General features: G+C 54.5%; 18 protein-coding genes. 9 read left to right on the top strand and 9 right to left on the bottom strand.

Annotated elements, in window-relative coordinates; translation table 11 throughout:
• Positions 1-38: 38 nt before the first annotated feature.
• From AC2TAD_RS20085 to AC2TAD_RS20070, 4 genes are all read left to right on the top strand, one after another.
• Positions 39-416 (top strand): DoxX family protein, encoded by a 378-nt coding sequence (locus AC2TAD_RS20085; RefSeq protein WP_480869965.1) that lies wholly within the window; start codon positions 39-41, stop codon positions 414-416.
• A 144-nt stretch (positions 417-560) separates the two neighbouring features.
• Positions 561-2,087: a DUF4153 domain-containing protein gene (locus AC2TAD_RS20080; RefSeq protein ID WP_480869963.1), complete on the top strand. Its 1,527-nt coding sequence runs from the start codon at positions 561-563 to the stop codon at positions 2,085-2,087.
• Positions 2,088-2,099: 12 nt separating this feature from the next.
• Positions 2,100-2,792 (top strand): response regulator transcription factor, encoded by a 693-nt coding sequence (locus tag AC2TAD_RS20075; protein WP_170755928.1) that lies wholly within the window; start codon positions 2,100-2,102, stop codon positions 2,790-2,792.
• Positions 2,777-4,309: a sensor histidine kinase gene (locus tag AC2TAD_RS20070; protein WP_480869961.1), complete on the top strand. Its 1,533-nt coding sequence runs from the start codon at positions 2,777-2,779 to the stop codon at positions 4,307-4,309. The genes AC2TAD_RS20075 and AC2TAD_RS20070 overlap by 16 nt, the downstream gene beginning before the upstream one ends.
• 33 nt (positions 4,310-4,342) lie before the next feature.
• Here the strand turns inward: AC2TAD_RS20070 and AC2TAD_RS20065 are convergent, their stop codons facing one another.
• The 4 genes from AC2TAD_RS20065 to paaZ form a co-directional block, all read right to left on the bottom strand.
• On the bottom strand, positions 4,343-5,227 hold the full coding sequence (locus AC2TAD_RS20065; protein ID WP_480869959.1) for an SGNH/GDSL hydrolase family protein: 885 nt from the start codon (positions 5,225-5,227) through the stop codon (positions 4,343-4,345).
• 22 nt (positions 5,228-5,249) lie between these two features.
• Positions 5,250-6,104 (bottom strand): SGNH/GDSL hydrolase family protein, encoded by an 855-nt coding sequence (locus AC2TAD_RS20060; protein ID WP_480869957.1) that lies wholly within the window; start codon positions 6,102-6,104, stop codon positions 5,250-5,252.
• A gap of 140 nt (positions 6,105-6,244) precedes the next feature.
• Positions 6,245-6,982: a hypothetical protein gene (locus AC2TAD_RS20055; protein WP_480869955.1), complete on the bottom strand. Its 738-nt coding sequence runs from the start codon at positions 6,980-6,982 to the stop codon at positions 6,245-6,247.
• 83 nt (positions 6,983-7,065) lie between these two features.
• The gene (gene paaZ, locus AC2TAD_RS20050; RefSeq protein ID WP_480869953.1) at positions 7,066-9,105 is read right to left on the bottom strand and encodes a phenylacetic acid degradation bifunctional protein PaaZ; all 2,040 of its coding nucleotides are present in this window, start codon (positions 9,103-9,105) and stop codon (positions 7,066-7,068) included.
• Positions 9,106-9,475: 370 nt separating this feature from the next.
• On the opposite strand from paaZ, the gene paaI reads away from it, so the two are divergent.
• From paaI to AC2TAD_RS20035, 3 genes are read left to right on the top strand one after another with little or no spacing between them, the layout of a single operon-like run.
• The gene (gene paaI, locus AC2TAD_RS20045; protein WP_480869951.1) at positions 9,476-9,901 is read left to right on the top strand and encodes a hydroxyphenylacetyl-CoA thioesterase PaaI; all 426 of its coding nucleotides are present in this window, start codon (positions 9,476-9,478) and stop codon (positions 9,899-9,901) included.
• Positions 9,902-9,912: 11 nt separating this feature from the next.
• Positions 9,913-11,214 carry a phenylacetate--CoA ligase PaaK gene (gene paaK, locus AC2TAD_RS20040; RefSeq protein WP_480869949.1) on the top strand — a complete coding sequence of 434 codons (1,302 nt, stop codon included), beginning with the start codon at positions 9,913-9,915 and terminating at the stop codon, positions 11,212-11,214.
• Between the two features lie 4 nt (positions 11,215-11,218).
• Positions 11,219-11,845: a TetR/AcrR family transcriptional regulator gene (locus AC2TAD_RS20035; RefSeq protein ID WP_480869947.1), complete on the top strand. Its 627-nt coding sequence runs from the start codon at positions 11,219-11,221 to the stop codon at positions 11,843-11,845.
• Here AC2TAD_RS20035 and AC2TAD_RS20030 read toward each other — a convergent pair.
• From AC2TAD_RS20030 to paaA, 5 genes are read right to left on the bottom strand one after another with little or no spacing between them, the layout of a single operon-like run.
• Positions 11,824-12,891, bottom strand: coding sequence for a 2Fe-2S iron-sulfur cluster-binding protein (locus AC2TAD_RS20030; RefSeq protein WP_480869945.1), 1,068 nt, complete (start codon positions 12,889-12,891; stop codon positions 11,824-11,826). The two genes, AC2TAD_RS20035 and AC2TAD_RS20030, sit on opposite strands and share 22 nt — an antisense overlap.
• A 9-nt stretch (positions 12,892-12,900) precedes the next feature.
• Positions 12,901-13,362 carry a 1,2-phenylacetyl-CoA epoxidase subunit PaaD gene (paaD, locus tag AC2TAD_RS20025; RefSeq protein WP_170356502.1) on the bottom strand — a complete coding sequence of 154 codons (462 nt, stop codon included), beginning with the start codon at positions 13,360-13,362 and terminating at the stop codon, positions 12,901-12,903.
• A 2-nt stretch (positions 13,363-13,364) separates the two neighbouring features.
• Positions 13,365-14,129 (bottom strand): 1,2-phenylacetyl-CoA epoxidase subunit PaaC, encoded by a 765-nt coding sequence (paaC, locus tag AC2TAD_RS20020; RefSeq protein WP_480869943.1) that lies wholly within the window; start codon positions 14,127-14,129, stop codon positions 13,365-13,367.
• On the bottom strand, positions 14,129-14,419 hold the full coding sequence (gene paaB / locus AC2TAD_RS20015; protein WP_170356441.1) for a 1,2-phenylacetyl-CoA epoxidase subunit PaaB: 291 nt from the start codon (positions 14,417-14,419) through the stop codon (positions 14,129-14,131). The genes paaC and paaB overlap by 1 nt, the downstream gene beginning before the upstream one ends.
• Positions 14,420-14,422: 3 nt before the next feature.
• Positions 14,423-15,418, bottom strand: coding sequence for a 1,2-phenylacetyl-CoA epoxidase subunit PaaA (gene paaA, locus AC2TAD_RS20010; protein ID WP_480869940.1), 996 nt, complete (start codon positions 15,416-15,418; stop codon positions 14,423-14,425).
• 159 nt (positions 15,419-15,577) lie between these two features.
• Here paaA and AC2TAD_RS20005 point away from each other — a divergent pair, with 159 nt between their 5' ends.
• Positions 15,578-16,423, top strand: a complete 846-nt coding sequence (locus tag AC2TAD_RS20005) for a Rossmann-like and DUF2520 domain-containing protein (RefSeq protein ID WP_480869938.1) — start codon at positions 15,578-15,580, stop codon at positions 16,421-16,423.
• A gap of 139 nt (positions 16,424-16,562) precedes the next feature.
• Positions 16,563-19,352, top strand: a complete 2,790-nt coding sequence (locus AC2TAD_RS20000) for a bifunctional aconitate hydratase 2/2-methylisocitrate dehydratase (RefSeq protein ID WP_480869936.1) — start codon at positions 16,563-16,565, stop codon at positions 19,350-19,352.
• Positions 19,353-19,379: the final 27 nt, after the last annotated feature.

Below are 19,379 nucleotides of genomic sequence, written 5' to 3'. Positions count from 1 at the left end.
TTCCCGACGACCAATGCGCTTGCGTGTCTGAGGGGAACATGGTCAGATTTTATTACTTGGGTCTTTTGCTCGTTTTCCTATGGTTTTTTTGCGGCGGGATCGGGCATTTTGTCGTTTCAGAGTTCTTCCTAAGTATTACGCCACCTTATGTTCCTTGGCCGTTGGCGGTGGTTTACGTGTCAGGAGTTCTGGAAGTCTTGGGGGCGATTGGCATTCTATTGCCGCAGGCCCGCCAACTCGCTGGGAATTGTCTGATTTTACTGACATTGGCCGTGACCCCGGCCAACATTCATATGTCATTGAACCCTGAGCTTTACCCATTTGCTACGGAATTGCAGCTGAACTTACGCCTAGTTATTCAAGTCCTACTGTTGGTTTGTATCTGGTGGTCGACACGCGACCGTCGCTGGGTCTGACCGTTTGGTCAACTGGGTGGACTCGTCAAAAGTGTGCGCAAAATCTGCACAATAGCCTTTCAAAACCTGTTCAGGACTCGCCCCAGCTCTGCAATTGCGTCTGTCAACCTGATGGGAAGAACAAACGCAATCAGGAGGCGCGTAATGAGGCAGGAGCTGATAATCCACGGAGTGCCGGATAGCCTTAAACGAGATGCGTGGTGGCTAAGCATGTCAGAGACAACATCCGCGCAAATAACCCCACGGGCGCAAAGCGATAAATCGCTGTTTTCCTCACTTGGAATGCGGCACAAGATACCTTTGCTTGGCGTTTTCGTGACACTGGCAGATTGGCTGTTCTGGCACCAGCCGATTGGAATTTCTCTTGCCGTGTTTGCGATGATCCTTTCGGCAGCAATAGTGGCCTTGAAGACCCCTCGGACCAATCGGCGCGAGTGGGTCGGGGCCATGGGCTTTGCCCTAGTGAGCAATTTGCCGTTGTGCATCGACCTGCAATTCTTGTCGGTGTTATTTAGTCTGGCCGGGTTGGTTTTGCTCGTGGGGTGGTCGGTCTACGGATTGCCGTTGAGCGAACGCTTGTTTTTTAGGGTTGCAATGCGATTGCCTACAATCGGAAACTTGTTGCTGAGTTGGGCCGCGCTGCGTGATTTGCCTGAGGCAGATATGGGCAAGGGCATTCGTCGTCAGGCATCTTCGGCCGTGCTTCCCTTCATGATGGGCATCATTTTCCTGATACTGCTGGCCGCCGCAAACCCAGTTCTGGAAGGCTACCTGCAAGGGTTGGACCCAACTCATTTGTTCACAGCCGATTTTTGGTTGCGCGTCTTGTTCTGGTGTCTGATCGGGTCTCAAGTTTGGGCGTGTTTGAACCTTAGTAAGTCTTGGTTGGGTTCCGAAGCGCAAAAACCCTCTTTCCGGAGGGCCGGGCCCGGACGGGTTACATTTCTGATCAACCCTCTTTCTGTTCGGAATTCGCTGTTTTTGTTCAACCTGTTGTTCTTTGTGCAGACAGGTATGGATATCGGGATTTTTACCGGCGGTGTCGCCTTGCCTGATGGTATGACTTATGCTTCCTATGCCCATCGCGGTGCCTATCCTTTGGTCGTGACGGCATTGCTAGCAGGGGTATTCGTCCTGTTGACACGCAGCATGATCGCGCAGGATAGGGTCTTGCGGAATCTGGTTTATCTTTGGTTGGCTCAGAATATCTTTTTGGTGATGACCGCAGCCTTCCGCCTGCAGCTATATGTTGAGGCATATGCCCTGACTTATCTGCGCGTGGCCGCCTTTATCTGGATGGGCCTTGTATTGATCGGCTTGGTGCTGACGGTCATTCAAGTTCATCGAGGGTTGGGAGTTGATTGGCTATTGCGACGGTGCCTGGCCACCGTTGTCGTCACAGTCTATGTTTGCTGCTTTGTCAATTTCGCGCACCTGATCGCTGGCTACAACCTGACGCACGGTCAGGATCTGGCGCTTCGCGATACCTACTACATCTGCGGATTAGGTCCCGATGCATACGCTGCCATACACGCTTTTGAAGCCAAAACCGGCGAGCGTATTTGCGGTAAAAGACTGGACTATCTCATGTCCCAGGATGCCATTTCCAACTGGCGAGAATGGGGCTTTCGCAGGTGGCGCATCCAAGCCTATTATCAGGATCAGAGCTGAGGACCCTATTTGATGCCCGCACGTATTCTTATCGTCGACGACGATCCGGACATTCTTGAAGTGACAGGGTTTGCAGTTGAAAACGCGGGTTTTCAGACGATGTTTGCCAGTGACGGTTTGGCCGCACTTGACGCTGCTCGACAAGAGCAACCTGAACTGATTGTATTGGATATCGGTCTGCCTGAACGTGACGGGCTTGAAGTGTGTCGCGAAATTCGCAAGTCCTCGGATGTCCCGATCCTGTTTCTTACAGCTCGGGATGATGAGGTTGACCGGGTCGTCGGGCTTGAGATCGGAGCAGACGACTATCTGACCAAACCCTTTTCCCCGCGCGAACTGGTGGCACGTATCAAAGCCATCCTCAAACGCAGCGTCCCGCCAGCCACCCCGGCGGAACAAGTCCTCGTGCAAGGGAAGCTGACTCTGGATGCGCGGCGCCATTCGTGCCTGTACGGCGCAGAGCAGGTAGTATTGACAGGATCAGAGCTTCGGTTGTTGGCAACTTTGATGTCTCGACCGGATCACGTTATGTCCCGACCTCAGTTGGTGGATGCGCTGTACGGCTACAACATCCACGTGTCGGACCGAACAATAGACAGTCATATTCGCAATATTCGCGCCAAGCTGTCACAAGCCGGCTGCACCGACGGAATTGTCACCGTGCATGGTGTTGGCCTGAGGATGGGACCATGCAAGGCGGGGTAAAGCCTAGAAAACGTCCCAAGCTTTGGACTGTTGTCTTGCTTGTTCTGGGGATTGTTCTTTGTCTGCCGTTTGCTGGGCTGGCATTGTTCCGATTTTACGACAGCCAGTTGGTCCAGCAAACCGAAGAAAGCCTGCTGACACAAGCTGCTGTCCTCTCGGCGACCTATTCCGAGCTATATGCTGAGGCAGCAGGGCTTGATCCGCCCAAGCGCGGCGCAATTTCGGTCGATCGGGCAGTCTTTCCAGCATTGTCTGTAAACCGGGAAACAGTTTTGCCTCCGCGCCCCGATGCGCAGGCAATGCAACTGGACCCCGGCCGCGTTTATAAGCAAATAGCGGCTCCTTTATCGCGGATCGCGGCTGGAGCACAGACGCAAACGCTGGTGGGGTATCGGTTTCTGGATACGTTCGGAAATGTCTTCGCCGGAACCGCCGAACTCGGAGAGAATCTGGGGCAGGTGGCCGAAGTACAGGAAGCTATGCAGGGGAACATCGCGTCGGTCGCTCGAACGCGTCTGCGCGAGGACAGAACGCCTGCGGTCTATACACTCAGCAGGGCAGCCCGTGTTCGCGTGTTTGTTGCGATGCCGGTGTTCGTAGAAGAGGCGCAGATCGGGGCTGTCTATCTGAGCCGGACCCCAAACCATATCTTCCGATTTCTTTATGGCGAGCGTTTTAACTTGGCCAAAGCGGCCGTATTCGTGGCTTTGTCCACTGCGTTGATCGGGTTTGTGTTCTGGCGCTTTATCACACGGCCCATCCGCCTTTTGATAGAAAGGACGCAATCGGCAGGCTATGGCGTTGACGCGTGGGAGCCACCAGAGCATTTAGGAACCCGCGAAATTGAGGAGCTGAGTCAGAGCTTTCAGTCTCTCACCACACGTCTGCAAAACAAACAAGACGCGCTAAAAACCTATACCGCCCATGTCACGCACGAGTTGAAGTCTCCTCTGACTGCCCTCAAAGGTGCAACCGAGCTGCTGCGGGACAACAGCTTGCCTGTGGAACAACGGAACAAGCTGCTGGATACCGTAGATAAAGGCGGCAAGCGTATGGAGGACTTGCTGGCCCATATGCGTGCGTTCAGCCTTGCCGATCAAAGTGCTTTGACCGGAAGTTGTCGTCTGGATGATGTCGTTCCCTTCGTGACCGAGACCTTTCCCAACCTTTCGGTGCAAGTCGAAAACGGAGATCTCCCTCTGCCCGTGGCTGAAGAAACGCTAAGGATTATACTGACGCATTTGCTTGAAAATGCACAGCAACACGACGCCAACGAAATCGTTCTGACAGCAGGTCAACGCAACGATGCGACCACCCTGCGCGTTGCGGACAACGGAACGGGGGTTAGCGATGGGAATGCAGGAAAGATAATGCAACCCTTTTTCACCACGCGGAGAAACAGTGGTGGGACGGGTATGGGTTTGAATATTGTGACGGCAACCGCCGAGGCGATCGGTGGACGCCTAAGCCTGGACCCATCCAGTCGCGGGGCATGTTTTCTCTTGACCTTCGGCTGACTCGACTGTCACGCTAAAGAGCACTATTAGGATTCAGCTTTGTTCCTTCGTCGGCGAAATTTGCGTGAAGATCGCCGTACAAATCTGATCCATTTCTAGGGCAAAGAAGTTTTTGGCTGCAGCTTCGTTCGGATGATACGGATCTTTCACCATGCCTTTTTTGTTCAGACGAAAATACTCTTTGTTCCCTTGATTGGCGGCGACAGTTTCCGGCGTGGATCCCGGCACAAACGAACAACGCAAGCCTGATGTTTTGAAGGCGTCCATTAGGTTCTTTTGCGCCCGCAATCTCAAGTCTACGATTTTCTTTTTGTAAGCCGGGGCGGTGGTCATGAAAATGCAGGGCAGGTCAGGTGGAAGCTGGGTTTTCAACTTTTGAACATCGCGGATTGCAGCCTCGGGGCTGTTGGCCCAGCGTTTTGCGGAATTGCCCAGAAAAGACATCAGGATCAGTTTTGGGTCGTAATAATCGTCGCGCAACATCTCTTCCAGCGGAGACGTGTTTGCTGCACAAAACTGGTAGTCGCGCCCTTCGCCAATCTGGACGTATTTATTGCCGGACTTGTTTACGAAGCCGTAAGCCCCCGCATTAACCCGCCATTTGGGATCAACCTTGCAGATCGTATCCTTACCCTTGCCAGATCGTGCCGTCCACGATGGTATAGAGCTGGAGCGCACACCGATTACACCAACCCGCATTTTTCCAAGTCGCTCAAGATGCTGCTTTTGCTCGGCGTTCGGTTTGCAATGAGTTTTGATATTACTGAAGAACTCCAGGAATGCTGGCCCCGAGCCGAACGATATCTGACTGTCCCCGATGATCAGTATTTCAGGCGAGTCAAACGGCTCGGCACTGACCGGAAGTGCTTGCAAAAGAAGGGCAATGGCCATGCCCGCGGATTTGTTCAGAAACTGCATGTTTCCCCCTTATGCGGTTTCTCTATTTCAGGGCTTCGAAGATCGCATCGCAGAAATCGACCGTGTTGATCTTCAAAAACTGGCGAATTGCAGCCGGACTTGGATGATGCGGATCTTTGACACGACCGGCTTCGTTGCGGCGAAAATATTTTGGTTTGCCCTCAATGGCCGCGCGCGTCTTTGCATTAAACCCTTCCACGGCAATACACTGGGCATCGGCACGCTCGAACGCCCGGGCAATGGCCGTTTGAGCTTTCATCCGCTTGTCGTTTGTTTTTTTCAGGTAGACCGGCGCGCTTGAGATAAAGACGCAAGGCATGTCCTTGGGTACCTGTTCCAGAGTCTTGGACACATCCTGTGCGACCGCTTCTGGTGAGTTTGCCCAGCGATCGGCCGAGTTGCCCAGAAAAGTCAGGACCAACAAACCGGGATCATAGTAGTTTTCGGCAAACATAGCCTCAAACGCGGTCTGTTTGGGTTTGCAGAACTGATAAGATGGACCTTTTCCGATCTGGATGAAAACACGATCAGGGTTTCCATCGATCCCATAGGCACCAGCGTTAACACCAAATTTCTTGTCTACATCGCAGATTGCACCGCGTGTCGGCCCGCTGACGGATGTCCAAGATTGTAACGAGGTGGATCGTACACCGATCGCAGCCGTTTGACGCGCGCCAAGCTTTTCCAGCAACCGAGTGCGTTCTGCTGTCATATTGCAGCGTTGTGGCAAGTCTTGGAAGAACCGGGTGTATTCCTTTCCTGCCCCAAAAGAGATCTGACTGTCGCCCAGCACCAAAATGTCGGGTTGCGCCAGCGCAGGCACTGAACCCAGCGACAGTATCGCCACAAGCGCAGTGCGCAAGATTGATCGTCCCATGTGTGTCACGCGGCTACCTTCGATGAGAACCAACTGTGCATCCAAATCCTAACTGATCGGTAAAACATGGCCTAACCGGCGATGAAATACCAATCAAGACCCGGTTACAGTTAGCGGAGACACTCAGATTGGAACGTGAGTTATCGGGAAAATCGTTCGGGCGACAAGTTGGGCAACGCGGACAGTAGATCGGTGACCCTGCCGTGGCACAGTGCCAGCGGTCCTTTTGGGTTTAGGGAAATATGGGCCCATACTGCAGGGCGCAGTGCCATTTTCCGCCAGTGGTGCAAAAGCATCAGTCGTATCGCAGCTTGGGGCAAGGATTGCATGCGATGAATTTCGGCAGAAGCTGCAAGGTCAAAGATGCGCGACGCCTGACGTAGAACATTGTCCTGCACAAGACCGCTCGAGAACCACTCGGGCGGAGGGTAGTCATCAAACTTTAGCGTCACGACGTTTTCGGCTTTGGCAGCAGCTGAGGCGGGCATCAGAACCAGCGCTTTGTCGATTGGAATCGATAAGGGTGGCGCTGCGAATCCTTGACGAACCCAGCAGGTTACCCAGCCTTCGGGGTATTTGGCGTCTTGACGATATACATCCTCATAGGCGGCCCGGGTTTCTGATAGGCCATGTGAAGAAAGGCGATAGGTAACTTCGCGCCCCGATTTTGTTGACTCGATCCAGCCGTCTTTTCTAAGGCGGTGCAAGGCGACACGCATGGCTTCGGTTTTGATCCCAACACGACCAAGTAGCAGCCCCAAGTCTTTGCCTGTAATTTCTTTGCCATTCATGTCACCGAAAAGGGTAACGATCAGCGACCAGGTCTTGATCGGTTCTAGCGCAACAAGTTCTTCAATCAGTTTTTCGGCTGAATTCAAATCTAGGTTTCCAAATGGCCGGTTCGCAGGCTGCCCTATTGGATATCATGCCAATGTCTTGTGTGGCCACGGAAAACCGATGCTCAACCTCGGGAATATGCATTCATTGTCAGAAGTTCGTACTCGGCTGCCCGGTCGCCATTCTGGTTTGTCAGTGTCACATGCCAGCGAACCTCTCCATAGTCTTGGTTGCGCGGAGTTTTCTGCTTGACCGTCAGATGAACTTGAATGCTGTCTCCGGCTTGTACGGGCTTAAGGAACCTCAGATTGTCGAGCCCGGTATTCGCCAGAACTGGCCCTTCATCTGGTTGCACGAACAACCCCGCAGCGAAGCTGAGTAACAGATACCCATGTGCCACCCGTCCCGGGAAAAACGGGTTCCGCTTTGCGGCAGCTTCGTCCATATGCGCATAGAATGTGTCGCCGGTAAAATGTGCGAAAGTTTCAATGTCGGCCAAAGAGATTACTCGGGACGCGGTGTGTAACGTCTCACCTATTTCTAGTTCATGGAAGGTGCGGGTAAAGGGGTGTGCATCGCGGGTGACCTCTGATGAGCCGGCCGTCCATTTTCGGTTAATCCGCGTCAGAATATCGGGGCTGCCCTGAACCGCAGTGCGCTGCATGTAGTGCAGTACGCCCCGAACGCCTCCCAGCTCTTCGCCGCCGCCCGCGCGTCCTGGGCCACCATGCACCATGTGCGGCAGCGGAGAGCCATGGCCCGTGCTTTCGTTCATAGATTGCCGGTTGTTGAAGTACAGTCGACCGTGAAACGCGCCCGCACCCAAGGCGGCTTGTCGGGCAAAGTCGCCGTCGTTGGTGATGACCGAGGCAACAAGGCTGCCTTTGCCCTTGTTGGTCAGGCGAATGGCATGATCAAGATCGTGGTAAGGCATGACGGTCGAAACCGGCCCAAAGGCTTCGACATCATGAACGTATTGCGCTGTATCTGGGGTCTCGCAATAAAACAGCATGGGTGGCACGAACGCGCCTTTTTCGCGGTCCGCACCCGAAACCTGAAACTTTTCTGGGTGGCCAAAAACGCGAGTCGCATCCTGCTCGATCAGGGCGGCCTTCTGCAAAACGTCCCGGCGTTGCGCCTGAGAGACCAGCGGCCCCATCTGCGTCGCCGTGTCCGAGGGATCGCCTATAATTGTCCGCTCAAGGGTTTTCCGCAACGCTGTAATCACCGCTTCGACCTGTGGTTCAGGCACAATAATCCGACGAATGGCAGTGCATTTCTGCCCAGCCTTTGCCGTCATCTCGCGGGTAATTTCCTTGATGAATAGGTCGAATTCGGGCGTGCCTACTTCCGCATCGGGTCCGAGAATTGAGGCATTCAGGCTGTCTTGCTCGGCAATAAAACGGGTTGCGTAATTCAAAATGCTCGGTGTGCTACGCAGTTCAAGAGCCGTTTGCGCCGAGCCGGTAAAGCTGACCACATCTTGCGATCCGACGTGGTCTAGCAGCGCACCAATATCGCCCGAGATCAGCTGTACTGCACCATCTGGCAACAAGCCGCTTTCGAGCATGATGCGAACACATAACTCGGTTACGTAACAGGTGGCTGTCGCCGGTTTGACGATTGCCGGCACCCCGGCCAGTAAGGTGGGCGCAAGCTTTTCCAGCATGCCCCAGACCGGAAAATTGAACGCATTGATGTGGACAGCGGCGCCCGTCAACGAGGTGCAGATATGTTGCCCCAAAAAGGTTCCACTGCGGGACAGTTGCTCGATATTGCCGTCCAGATAGATCGTATCATCTGGCATCTCACGCCGACCTTTGCTGGCAAAGACCAGCAACGTGCCGATCCCCCCATCAATGTCGATCAGGTGGTCCTTGTGCGTAGACCCGGTCGCGAAAGAGGCGTCATAAAGTGCCTTTTTGTGCTGGCCCAAATGCAGCGCAAGTGCCTTCAGCATGCGGGCTCGATCATGGAAAGTCATGGCCCTCAACGCCGAACCGCCTTTGGCACGCGCATATTTCAGCATGGCTTCGGTGTCCAAAGCACTGTTGCCTGCCCGTGCAATCAAATCTCCGGTCACCGCGGAATGGATATCCCGCGCGGCGCTGTCACAGCCAATCCATTGACCGGCTACATAACTTTCAACGTTCTGAACTGCCATTTCGGGACCTCTACAATGGTGTCGTTCATTAATTGACCAACCGGACGGTTTATGAAATGTTTAAATTGAAGGTTGCTTAAGATCAAGGAGTATACAGTGCTTGCCACGCGACACGCAGGTTGGGACGGGTTCACAGTGAATCGACCTGATCAGATGAGCAATTTGACCAATGAAATGCACCGTACCTTTCGTGATGCCTTGAATTGCGCGAATGTTGCGCAAAACGTTTTGATCTGTGAGGCGAGGCAGCAGCGCATTGCACCAGACGCCTATGCCGTAAACAGCTTGGCTATCAGGACAAGACGATCATCGCCTTGGCGTGTGGTATCGTAGTGGTCACGGATACGGCCAAAAGCCCAAGGGTACAGTTATGACGCCCAAGGAACGTGCGGAACAGGCGGCCCGAACGATGTGGGGTAACGATCAGGCAAGCCCTTGGGTGGGAATGCGGATCGAAGCAGTGGATGAAGGGCAGGCGGTTCTGACGCTGACAGTAGAAAAGCACCACACCAACGGGCACAGCATTTGTCATGGAGGCGTGATCTATATGCTGGCCGATAGTGCATTCGCGTTTGCCTGCAACAGCCGGAACCAATCGACGGTCGCGCAACACAACTCAATTTCCTACATCGCGCCCGGTCAGTTGGGCGATCGCCTGACCGCAACAGCGACCGAGGTCAGCCTGACTGGGCGGAGCGGAATCTATGATGTGACCGTGGTCAATCAGACGAACACAGTTGTAGCAGTGTTTCGCGGTTGCTCTCGGGCGGTGCGCGGTCACGTGTTCGAGGAATAGCGGAGGAGTTCATGAAAGACCTAACACCGGCCCGAAACACGCTTGATCCGATAGAGATTGCTTCCATCGACGAAATTAGAAGCCTGCAGTTGGACCGTCTGAGATGGTCTCTGCACCACGCTTACGAAAACGTTCCGATGTATCGCCAACGGTTCGACGCGGCGGGGGTCCATCCGGATGATCTGCGATCTCTAAGCGACCTGTCGAAATTCCCGTTTACTCACAAAGACGATCTGCGTGCCAACTATCCATTTGGGCTTTTCGCTGTTCCTCGGGAAGAAATCGTGCGGGTCCATGCATCATCCGGGACGACGGGTAAACCGACGGTGGTGGGCTATACGCCGAAAGATATTGATAACTGGGCCGGACTTGTGGCGCGATCCATGCGGGCCAGCGGTACCAAACCAGGAGAAATAGTGCACATCGCCTATGGCTATGGCCTGTTCACAGGGGGGTTGGGCGCGCATTACGGGGCCGAGCGTCTGAACTGCACGGTTGTTCCGGTTTCTGGCGGTATGACAGAACGCCAAATTATGCTGATACAGGACTTCAAGCCCAGCACCATCATGGTCACTCCGTCTTATATGCTGAACATACTGGAGCAGTTTCACACGGCTGGTATTGATCCCCGCGATACCTCGTTGGATGTGGGAATCTTTGGCGCCGAACCCTGGACGAACGCAATGAGGGCAGAGGTTGAGGATGCTTTCGACATGCATGCAGTCGACATCTATGGCCTGTCCGAAATCATGGGGCCAGGCGTTGCAAATGAGTGCGTCGAGACCAAGGACGGGCTGTATATCTGGGAGGACCACTTCTACCCGGAAATCATTGACCCGGAGACGGGTGAAGTGCTGCCAGATGGCGAGCTGGGTGAGCTGGTCTTTACGACCCTGACCAAAGAGGGCATGCCAATGATCCGCTATCGCACTCGCGATCTGACGCGGCTTTTGCCGGGAACGGCGCGATCAATGCGTAGAATGGAGAAAATCACCGGCCGATCCGATGACATGATCATCTTGAGGGGCGTGAACGTCTTTCCGACCCAGATTGAAGAGCTTGTTCTGGCAGCCCCGGATCTGGCGCCGCATTTCCAGATAGAGCTTACCCGCACGGGCCGGATGGACGATATGACAGTACGCGTTGAAACCGGCGCGCCAGAGGACATGCGCGAAGGTATTGCCGGGGCCTTGTCCAAGAAGATTAAAGACACCATAGGGATCGGCGCATCGGTGAACGTTGGCGCTCCGGGCAGTGTCGAGCGCAGCCAGGGCAAAGCCCGTCGAGTAGTTGACAACAGGCCAAAGGAGTAAACCCGTGGCGCGGACGATCGCTAAGGACCATGACAAGAAGCGTCAGAGCATCCTCGCGGTGGCTGCAAATGTGTTCGCCCATGAAGGCATCGCACGAGCTTCGATGAATCAGGTCGCCAAAGCTGCGGGTATATCGAAGGCGAATATTTACCACTATTATGACAGCAAAGAAGCACTGCTGTTCGACATTCTGGATACCTATCTGTCCGAGCTGAAGAACCGCGTCTCCGCAATTGATCTGGACGGGTACCCACCCGAAGAACAGTTGCATCTGATCCTGCGCGAATATCTGCTGGCCTATGAAGGGATGGATTACGAACACACGATTCAAAGCGAAGGTGTCTCTCTGCTGCCCGAGCATATGCAGAAGGTGCTTAAAGCCTATCAAAAAGACATGGTAGCGCAGATGAGCAACATTCTGAACGCGATCAGTGGTGGCAAGCTGCAAGACGATGGCAGCCTGCTGCGTGAGGTGACCATGTCCGTTTTCGGAATGCTGAACTGGTACTACATGTGGCATCCAAAGGCGACACGTGCTGATCGCGAAGGATATGCGAAAACGGTTGCCCGTTTCACCGTGGCGGGCTTGCCCGGAGTGTTAGTCAACGTTCAATGCCCGGCCTCATCATAGTCCCAAACAACTTTCTCTGACACTGCAAAGCACTGACAGGTCAGAACAAAACCGGCTTCAACCTCGTAATCCTCAAGGGCGTGGTTGGCGACCATTTCAACCTCACCTTCAAGGACCTTGGCCTTGCAGGTCGAACAAACACCCGCTTTACAGGCGTGGGGCGCATCCAAGTTTTCGGCCAAAGCCGCTTCCAGCAAGCTCGTGTCTTTAGGTATGATAAGGCTTCTGGTTTCACCGCCCAACGTGACGCGACCTTTGACGCCGCCTGTTTCGGCGGCTTTTGAGACAGCGCGTTTCCTGGCGCGCCCGGGTTGAGACGACGCGAAAAGTTCGAAACGGATTTGGTCCTTTCGCAACCCATGATCCTTAAGCGCCTGTGAAATGGCCAGCATCATTGGCTCGGGCCCGCAGATGTAAGCCATCGAGACCGATTTAATGTCGATCCAGTGTCGAAACAGATCGGCGCATTTGGTTTGATCGACCCGGCCTTTGAACAATTCAATGTCCTGACTGTTATCCTCAAGAACGTGGACGATGTTCAGCCGATGAAGGTAGCGGTTTTTCAGGTCCTCAAGCTCTTCCCGGAACATGATCGTATTTGGTGTGCGGTTTGCGTAGACCAAAGTGAACCGTGTCGATGCGTCCTCGGACAGGGCGGTCTTGAGAATGGACAGGACCGGAGTGATGCCCGAGCCGCCAGCAAACGCCAGATAGTGCGGCGCGTCGTCTTCGACTGCGGCATGAAAGTTGCCCATCGGAGGCATGGCGTCCATTACGTCCCCAACCTGCAGTTCGGTATTGGCCCATGTTGAGAACGCCCCGCCATCCACACTTTTGATCCCAACCTGCAGGATGCCTTCATGCGGTGCCGCGCAGATAGAGTATGACCGGCGCAGTTCCTCGCCCTCGAAATCCCGTTTGAATGTCAGGTATTGACCAGGTGCAAAACCAAACTCTGCCGCGTTTTCAGCTTGCAAAGTGACCACCACGGCGTCGCGGATGGTCTTTTGAATATCGGTGACTTTCAGAGGGTGGAAGTTGGTCATATCGGGACCTCAGATACACTTGAAATAGTCGAAGGGTTCCATGCAATCCTGACATCGCCATTGGGCCTTGCAGGGGGTCGAACCGAACTGGCTGATTTTTTCTACCCGCTTGGATTTGCAATGAGGGCATCGTTTGGGACCACCCGCAGCTTGGGGTGGGGCAATCCCGAATTCTTCCAGTCGGGCCCGGCCTTTTTCGGATAACCAGTCAGTCGTCCACGCCGGTGCGATGCGGGTTTGAATGTCCAGCTTGCCGATGCCGTTTTTTGCAAGTTCGGTTTCGATGTCCAACGCGATAACAGCCATGGCCGGGCAGCCGGAATAGGTCGGTGTGATCGTCACAGTCACATGGTCCTGCGCGACCTGCACCTCGCGGATCACGCCGAGATCCACAACCGAGATGACTGGGATTTCAGGGTCAGGCACGGTGTCGAGCCAATCCCAGACCTGAGCCTCGGTCACCGCCATCATCGTCACCACGTCGCGCCTGGATACGAGCGTTGAAGGGTTTGCATCGCGGCCAGCATATGGCCCAGGTGTTCAGTGTGCCGAAATCCGGTTCGCCCTCCTTTTTGGGCATAGTCGCCTTCCGGCAAAGTCAAGCACGCCTGCGCCAGCACAGTCTGTACGGTTTCAAGCCACAGAGGTTTTATTTCTGAAGGCAATGGCGCGACACCCGCTGTCGCCATGGCATGATCGGTTTCGTCATCGACAAAGACTTCACCACTATACGGCCACAGGAAAGCAAGCGCTTCATCCATGCGCTTGTTGCTTTCCGCGGTGCCGTCCCCCAAGGCGATTACTGTGTGAGAAGACCTGTCCAAGTGATAGAGGGCCTCTTTCAGGCATTTTGCGGCGATTTCAGCCACTCGGGTGTCGGTGGAATTTTGCAGTTGCGTCAACCATGGTACTTGAAAGGCGTCATACAGGAATTGCCGCATCTGAGTACGCCCGAAATCGCCGTTCGGGACCTCAAGCATCAGCAAATTCCGGAAATCATAAACGTCACGTAGAAACGCCAGATCGTCGGCAGAGCGTCCGGCCCCTTCGACCTCAGCCGCATATCCCAGCCACAACTGGGTTTGCCCGATCTGATCCAAGGCCATATTGGCCAGCGCGATATCCTCTTCCAAAATCGGAGCGACCCCGCACCATTCCGAGGTTCGATGCCCCAGAACCAAAGCGTTGTCGCCTTGTCTCAGCAGAAACTCGAACAGTGGTTTTTGCGCCGCGTCCATCACATTTTCCCAACTTCGTCAGGAATGTCGTAGAAAGTGGGGTGCCGGTAAACTTTGTCGCGGGATGGGTCGAACAGTGGCCCTTTGTCCGAAGGGCTGGAGGCCGTGATCTTTTCAGCCTCGACCACCCAGATACTGACGCCTTCGTTGCGGCGCGTATAAACGTCTCGCGCATTCCGTATGGCATGCTCGGCATCCGCCGCGTGCAACGAGCCGACGTGCCGGTGGCTCATGCCGTGTTGGCCTCGGATAAAGACTTCCCACAGGGGCCATTCGTTTTGGTGTGACATCGACTACTCCGCCGCTTTGGATTTGTTTTGGGCTTTCCGCGCGTGGGCCAGCATGGCATCACGGACCCAGGCGCCATCCTCCCAAGCCTTACGGCGGGCGCTCAGACGCTCGGAATTGCAGGGGCCATTGCCCGAGATGACATCGAAAAACTCGGACCAGTCTGGTTCACTAAAATCATAATGCCCGGTTTCTTCGTTCCAGCGCAGATTCTCGTCGGGAATTGACAAGCCCAGAAACTCGGCTTGCGGAACGGTTTCATCGACGAATTTCTGACGCAGCTCATCATTTGTGTTGATCTTGATCCGCCAAGCCATCGATTGGGCGGAATGTACGCTGTCCTTGTCCGACGGACCGAACATCATCAGGGCAGGATACCAGAACCGGTTTAGAGCGTCCTGCGCCATACGCTTTTGATCGTCAGTACCTTCTTTCGCCATCCTAATCATGATGTGATAGCCTTGGCGTTGGTGAAAGCTTTCTTCTTTGCAGATGCGCACCATTGCCCGCGCATAGGGGCCATACGAGGTGCGCTGCAGTGGCACCTGATTCATGATCGCAGCCCCATCAACCAGCCATCCGACCGCGCCCATATCTGCCCAAGTCAGGGTGGGATAGTTGAAGATGGACGAATACTTCATCCGCTCGGAGTGCAGCATCTCGACCAGCTCATCCCGACTGACGCCCAGTGTCTCAGCGGCGCAATAAAGATACAGCCCATGGCCTGCCTCATCCTGAACTTTGGCCAGAAGGTTGGCCTTGCGTTCCAAAGTGGGCGCACGGGTGATCCAATTGCCTTCGGGCAGTTGGCCTACAATTTCAGAATGCGCGTGCTGGCCGATCTGACGGATCAGTGTTTTTCGATAGCTTGGAGGCATATAGTCCTTGGGTTCGATCTTTTCACCGCGGTCGATGCGATCTTGAAATGCCCGATCTTCGGGGCTCATCTCGTTACGAGATTGCACCCCTTTGCCCGTTGATTTTACCATTTGGGCGTACATGGCCTTGTCCTCCTCAAACCCGTTCCGCTTGCCTTGATCAATATGTTACAGAAAAAAAAAGTAACAAGCAAACTGTAACGTATTTTGATTGATCAATTCCTTTGAGATAATTGGCGATCATTTTAATAGCTGTTGTGCGTCATAAAGGGGGGCTCAGAATTGGGCACTACGACTGTTAATCTCATCGGAGCAGGACGGGTTGGCCAGACACTGGCTCGACTATTGCCAGCAACGCAGTCTTATGTTCTGCAGGATGTAAGCAGCCGTCGTCTTAAATCCGCTAAGGATGCTGCCGCATTCGGTCGCAACGCGCGGGCTGTTGAGCACTTGGCCGTTATGCGGCCAGCAAACATCTGGATACTTGCCGTACCCGATACGAAAATCGCCGAGGTGGCCAGAACCTTAAGCGACTCGAACCCAGATAGTGTGTTGCAGGGATCGCGCCCTGTTGCACTACATTGTAGTGGATTCTACCCGGCCGCCCAAATGGATGCCTTAAACGAATATGGGTGGGGTTTGGCGAGTGCGCATCCAGTGCTTTCCTTTTCAGATCCCGAAACTGCAGCATCGCAGTTCTCCTGTGTCCCTTGTGGCATCGAAGGTGACCCATATGCGGCAAGCATCGCTACTTCGTTGTTCGAAGAGATGGGCGCCGAGTGCTTTTCCATCCGGTCGGATGCGAAAAGCCTGTATCATGCTGCTGCGGTAATCTCGAATAACTTCACGGTAGTCCTGCAAGCCTTGGCGCGTGAGGCGTGGGCCGAAGCGGGCGTTTCCGAGGATATGGCAGCACGCCTGAATGAAAAGCTGTTGACCGGAACTTGCGAAAACATAGCCGCGCAGGGGCCACAGGTCGCGTTGACTGGTCCCGCTGCACGCGGGGATACTGACGTCGTTGCTCAACAAAACAGAGTCGTGGCTGGTTGGCACCCGACAGCTGGGGAGTTGTATGCACAACTAAGTGATCTGGCGCGGTCCCTTAAATCAAGCGGCAAAACCCGTTAGCGCCACAACCATCGCTTTGGTGTATTGATCCTCAGCGGAAAATAGTATACCGCCGCATACAAAGAGCATCCTGTGGGTCTGGAAAACCAGTCTTTGCCGGGTCTCAAGCTTCTTCTAACGCCTAATCGTCGGGACCGCCATGAGCCTTTACACAGATTACCTCAGTGAAATTGAAACGCGCAAAGAACAGGGCCTGCACCCCAAGCCCATTGATGATGGTGCGCTGGTCAAAGAGATCGTTGAGCAGATCAAAGATGCCGGAAACGTGCATCGCGAGGACTCGCTGAACTTTTTCATTTACAACACCCTGCCCGGAACCACGAGCGCCGCAGGTGAAAAGGCTGAGTTCCTGAAAGAAATCGTCTTGGGTCACACTGTGGTCGACGAAATCTCGGTTCCTTTCGCGTTTGAACTTTTGTCACACATGAAAGGTGGCCCGTCGGTGCGGGTCTTGTTGGACCTTGCTTTGGGCGAAGATGCAGCAATTGCCGAGCAGGCAGCCGCAGTCCTGAAGACTCAGGTTTTCTTGTATGACGCCGATACAGATCGCTTGAAAGAGGCTTTCAAAGCCGGGCATCCCATCGCCAAAGAGATTCTGGAAAGCTACGCCAAGGCTGAATTCTTCACCAAACTGCCCGAAATCGACGAAGAGATCGAAGTTGTCACCTATGTTGCAGCCGAAGGTGATATCTCGACCGACTTGTTGTCGCCCGGCAATCAAGCGCACTCGCGCGCGGATCGGGAACTGCACGGCAAGTGCTTTATCTCGGACAAAGCGCAGCAAGAAGTTGAGGCGCTGAAACTGCAACACCCCGATAAGCGGGTGATGCTGATTGCAGAGAAAGGCACCATGGGTGTTGGGTCGTCTCGGATGTCGGGCGTCAACAACGTGGCCCTGTGGACGGGTAAGCAGGCGAGCCCCTACGTGCCTTTCGTCAACTTCGCGCCTGTTGTCGCGGGTACGAACGGCATTTCCCCGATCTTTCTGACCACCGTCGGTGTGACTGGTGGTATTGGTTTGGACCTGAAGAACTGGGTCAAGAAGGTCGATGAAGACGGGAATGCCATCCTGAACAATGACGGCAACCCGATCCTTGAAGAGCAGTATTCGGTCGCGACCGGTACCGTTCTGAAGATCAACACCAAAAGCCACAAACTGTTGAGCGAAGATGGCGATGAGCTGGTGGATGTGTCGGCCTCGTTCACTCCGCAAAAAGTCGAATTCATGAAAGCCGGTGGCTCTTACGCCATTGTCTTTGGCAAAAAACTGCAGACTTTGGCCGCCGAGACGCTGGGTGTCGAGGCCCCGCTGGTCTTTGCACCGTCCAAGGAAGTCAGCCATGAAGGTCAGGGCCTGACTGCGGTTGAGAAAATCTTTAACAAGAACGCAGTTGGGGCGACCCCAGGTAAGACCCTGCACGCTGGTTCGGACGTCCGTGTAAAGGTCAATATCGTGGGTTCGCAGGACACCACCGGCCTGATGACCATGCAGGAACTCGAAGCGATGGCCGCAACAGTTGTGGCGCCCAGTGTTGACGGTGCCTATCAGTCGGGCTGTCACACTGCGTCGGTCTGGGATGCCAAAGCTCAGGCCAACACGCCGCGTCTGATGAAGTTCATGAATGATTTCGGCCTTGTTACCGGTCGCGACCCGAAGGGCGTGTATCATTCGATGACCGACGTGATCCACAAGGTTCTGAACGACATCACTGTTGACGACTGGTCGGTGATCATCGGTGGGGACAGCCACACCCGTATGTCCAAAGGTGTGGCGTTCGGCGCGGACTCGGGCACCGTCGCTTTGGCGCTGGCGACCGGTGAAGCCTCGATGCCGATCCCCGAGTCAGTAAAAGTGACCTTCAAAGGCAAAATGGCGGACCATATGGACTTCCGCGACGTGGTACACGCCACACAGGCGCAGATGTTGGAACAACATGGCGACAATGTCTTCCAGGGCCGCGTGATCGAGGTTCATATCGGAACGCTGCTGGCGGATCAGGCCTTTACCTTCACTGACTGGACTGCCGAGATGAAGGCCAAAGCCTCGGTCTGTATTTCGGATAACGACACTCTGATCGGTTCTCTGGAACTGGCTAAATCGCGTATCCAGATCATGATCGACAAGGGTATGGAGCATGAGAGTGGCATGCTGCAGAAGTTGATCGCGATTGCGGATACCCGCATTGCCGAGATCAAGTCCGGAGAAAAACCCGCCCTGCGTCCCGACGACAACGCGAAGTATTCCGCCGAAGTGGTCGTGGATCTGGATCAGATCGTCGAGCCGATGATCGCGGACCCGGATGTCAACAACGCGGACGTGTCCAAGCGCTATACACATGACACGATCCGCCCGGTATCTTTCTACGGTGGTGACAAGAAAGTTGATCTGGGCTTCGTAGGATCTTGCATGGTGCATAAGGGTGACATGAAGATTGTTGCCCAGATGCTGCGAAACCTCGAAAAAGTGTCGGGGAAGGTAGAGTTCAAAGCCCCGCTGGTGGTGGCCGCCCCGACCTACAACATCATCGATGAGTTGAAGGAAGAAGGCGATTGGGACGTGCTCGAGAAGTATTCGGGCTTCGAATTCGACGACCTGTTCCCGAAAGAAAAGGCGCGCACCGAGTACGAAAACATCCTGTATCTTGAACGCCCGGGCTGTAACCTGTGCATGGGCAACCAAGAGAAAGCCGCTAAAGGCGATACGGTTCTGGCGACGTCTACACGCCTGTTCCAAGGTCGCGTTGTGGCCGATGCACCGGACAAGAAAGGCGAAAGCTTGCTGGCCTCGACCCCGGTCGTGGTGCTGTCGGCCATTCTGGGTCGTACGCCCAAGATCGACGAGTACAAAGCCGCGGTCGAAGGCATTGACCTGACCCGATTTGCGCCTCCGGTTGAAAAACTGGCCAACAGCCGCTCGGCTCATTTCTAAACACGGCGGGCCGGTCACCAAACTGGT

The sequence above is a fragment of the Ruegeria sp. HKCCD7628 genome, assembly GCF_057221005.1.
Note: the sequence above shows the minus strand (reverse complement) of the source record. Positions and strands in the feature narration are given on the sequence as shown.

What these genes read in the sequence shown, in the direction of transcription:
- AC2TAD_RS20085 (WP_480869965.1), top strand. Translation starts at nt 39, where the DNA reads ATGGTCAGATTTTATTACTTGGGTCTTTTGCTCGTTTTCCTATGGTTT.
- AC2TAD_RS20080 (WP_480869963.1), top strand. Translation starts at nt 561, where the DNA reads ATGAGGCAGGAGCTGATAATCCACGGAGTGCCGGATAGCCTTAAACGA.
- AC2TAD_RS20075 (WP_170755928.1), top strand. Translation starts at nt 2,100, where the DNA reads ATGCCCGCACGTATTCTTATCGTCGACGACGATCCGGACATTCTTGAA.
- AC2TAD_RS20070 (WP_480869961.1), top strand. Translation starts at nt 2,777, where the DNA reads ATGCAAGGCGGGGTAAAGCCTAGAAAACGTCCCAAGCTTTGGACTGTT.
- AC2TAD_RS20065 (WP_480869959.1), bottom strand. Translation starts at nt 5,227, where the DNA reads ATGCAGTTTCTGAACAAATCCGCGGGCATGGCCATTGCCCTTCTTTTG.
- AC2TAD_RS20060 (WP_480869957.1), bottom strand. Translation starts at nt 6,104, where the DNA reads ATGGGACGATCAATCTTGCGCACTGCGCTTGTGGCGATACTGTCGCTG.
- paaZ (WP_480869953.1), bottom strand. Translation starts at nt 9,105, where the DNA reads ATGGCAGTTCAGAACGTTGAAAGTTATGTAGCCGGTCAATGGATTGGC.
- paaI (WP_480869951.1), top strand. Translation starts at nt 9,476, where the DNA reads ATGACGCCCAAGGAACGTGCGGAACAGGCGGCCCGAACGATGTGGGGT.
- paaK (WP_480869949.1), top strand. Translation starts at nt 9,913, where the DNA reads ATGAAAGACCTAACACCGGCCCGAAACACGCTTGATCCGATAGAGATT.
- AC2TAD_RS20030 (WP_480869945.1), bottom strand. Translation starts at nt 12,891, where the DNA reads ATGACCAACTTCCACCCTCTGAAAGTCACCGATATTCAAAAGACCATC.
- paaD (WP_170356502.1), bottom strand. Translation starts at nt 13,362, where the DNA reads ATGATGGCGGTGACCGAGGCTCAGGTCTGGGATTGGCTCGACACCGTG.
- paaC (WP_480869943.1), bottom strand. Translation starts at nt 14,129, where the DNA reads ATGGACGCGGCGCAAAAACCACTGTTCGAGTTTCTGCTGAGACAAGGC.
- paaB (WP_170356441.1), bottom strand. Translation starts at nt 14,419, where the DNA reads ATGTCACACCAAAACGAATGGCCCCTGTGGGAAGTCTTTATCCGAGGC.
- paaA (WP_480869940.1), bottom strand. Translation starts at nt 15,418, where the DNA reads ATGTACGCCCAAATGGTAAAATCAACGGGCAAAGGGGTGCAATCTCGT.
- AC2TAD_RS20000 (WP_480869936.1), top strand. Translation starts at nt 16,563, where the DNA reads ATGAGCCTTTACACAGATTACCTCAGTGAAATTGAAACGCGCAAAGAA.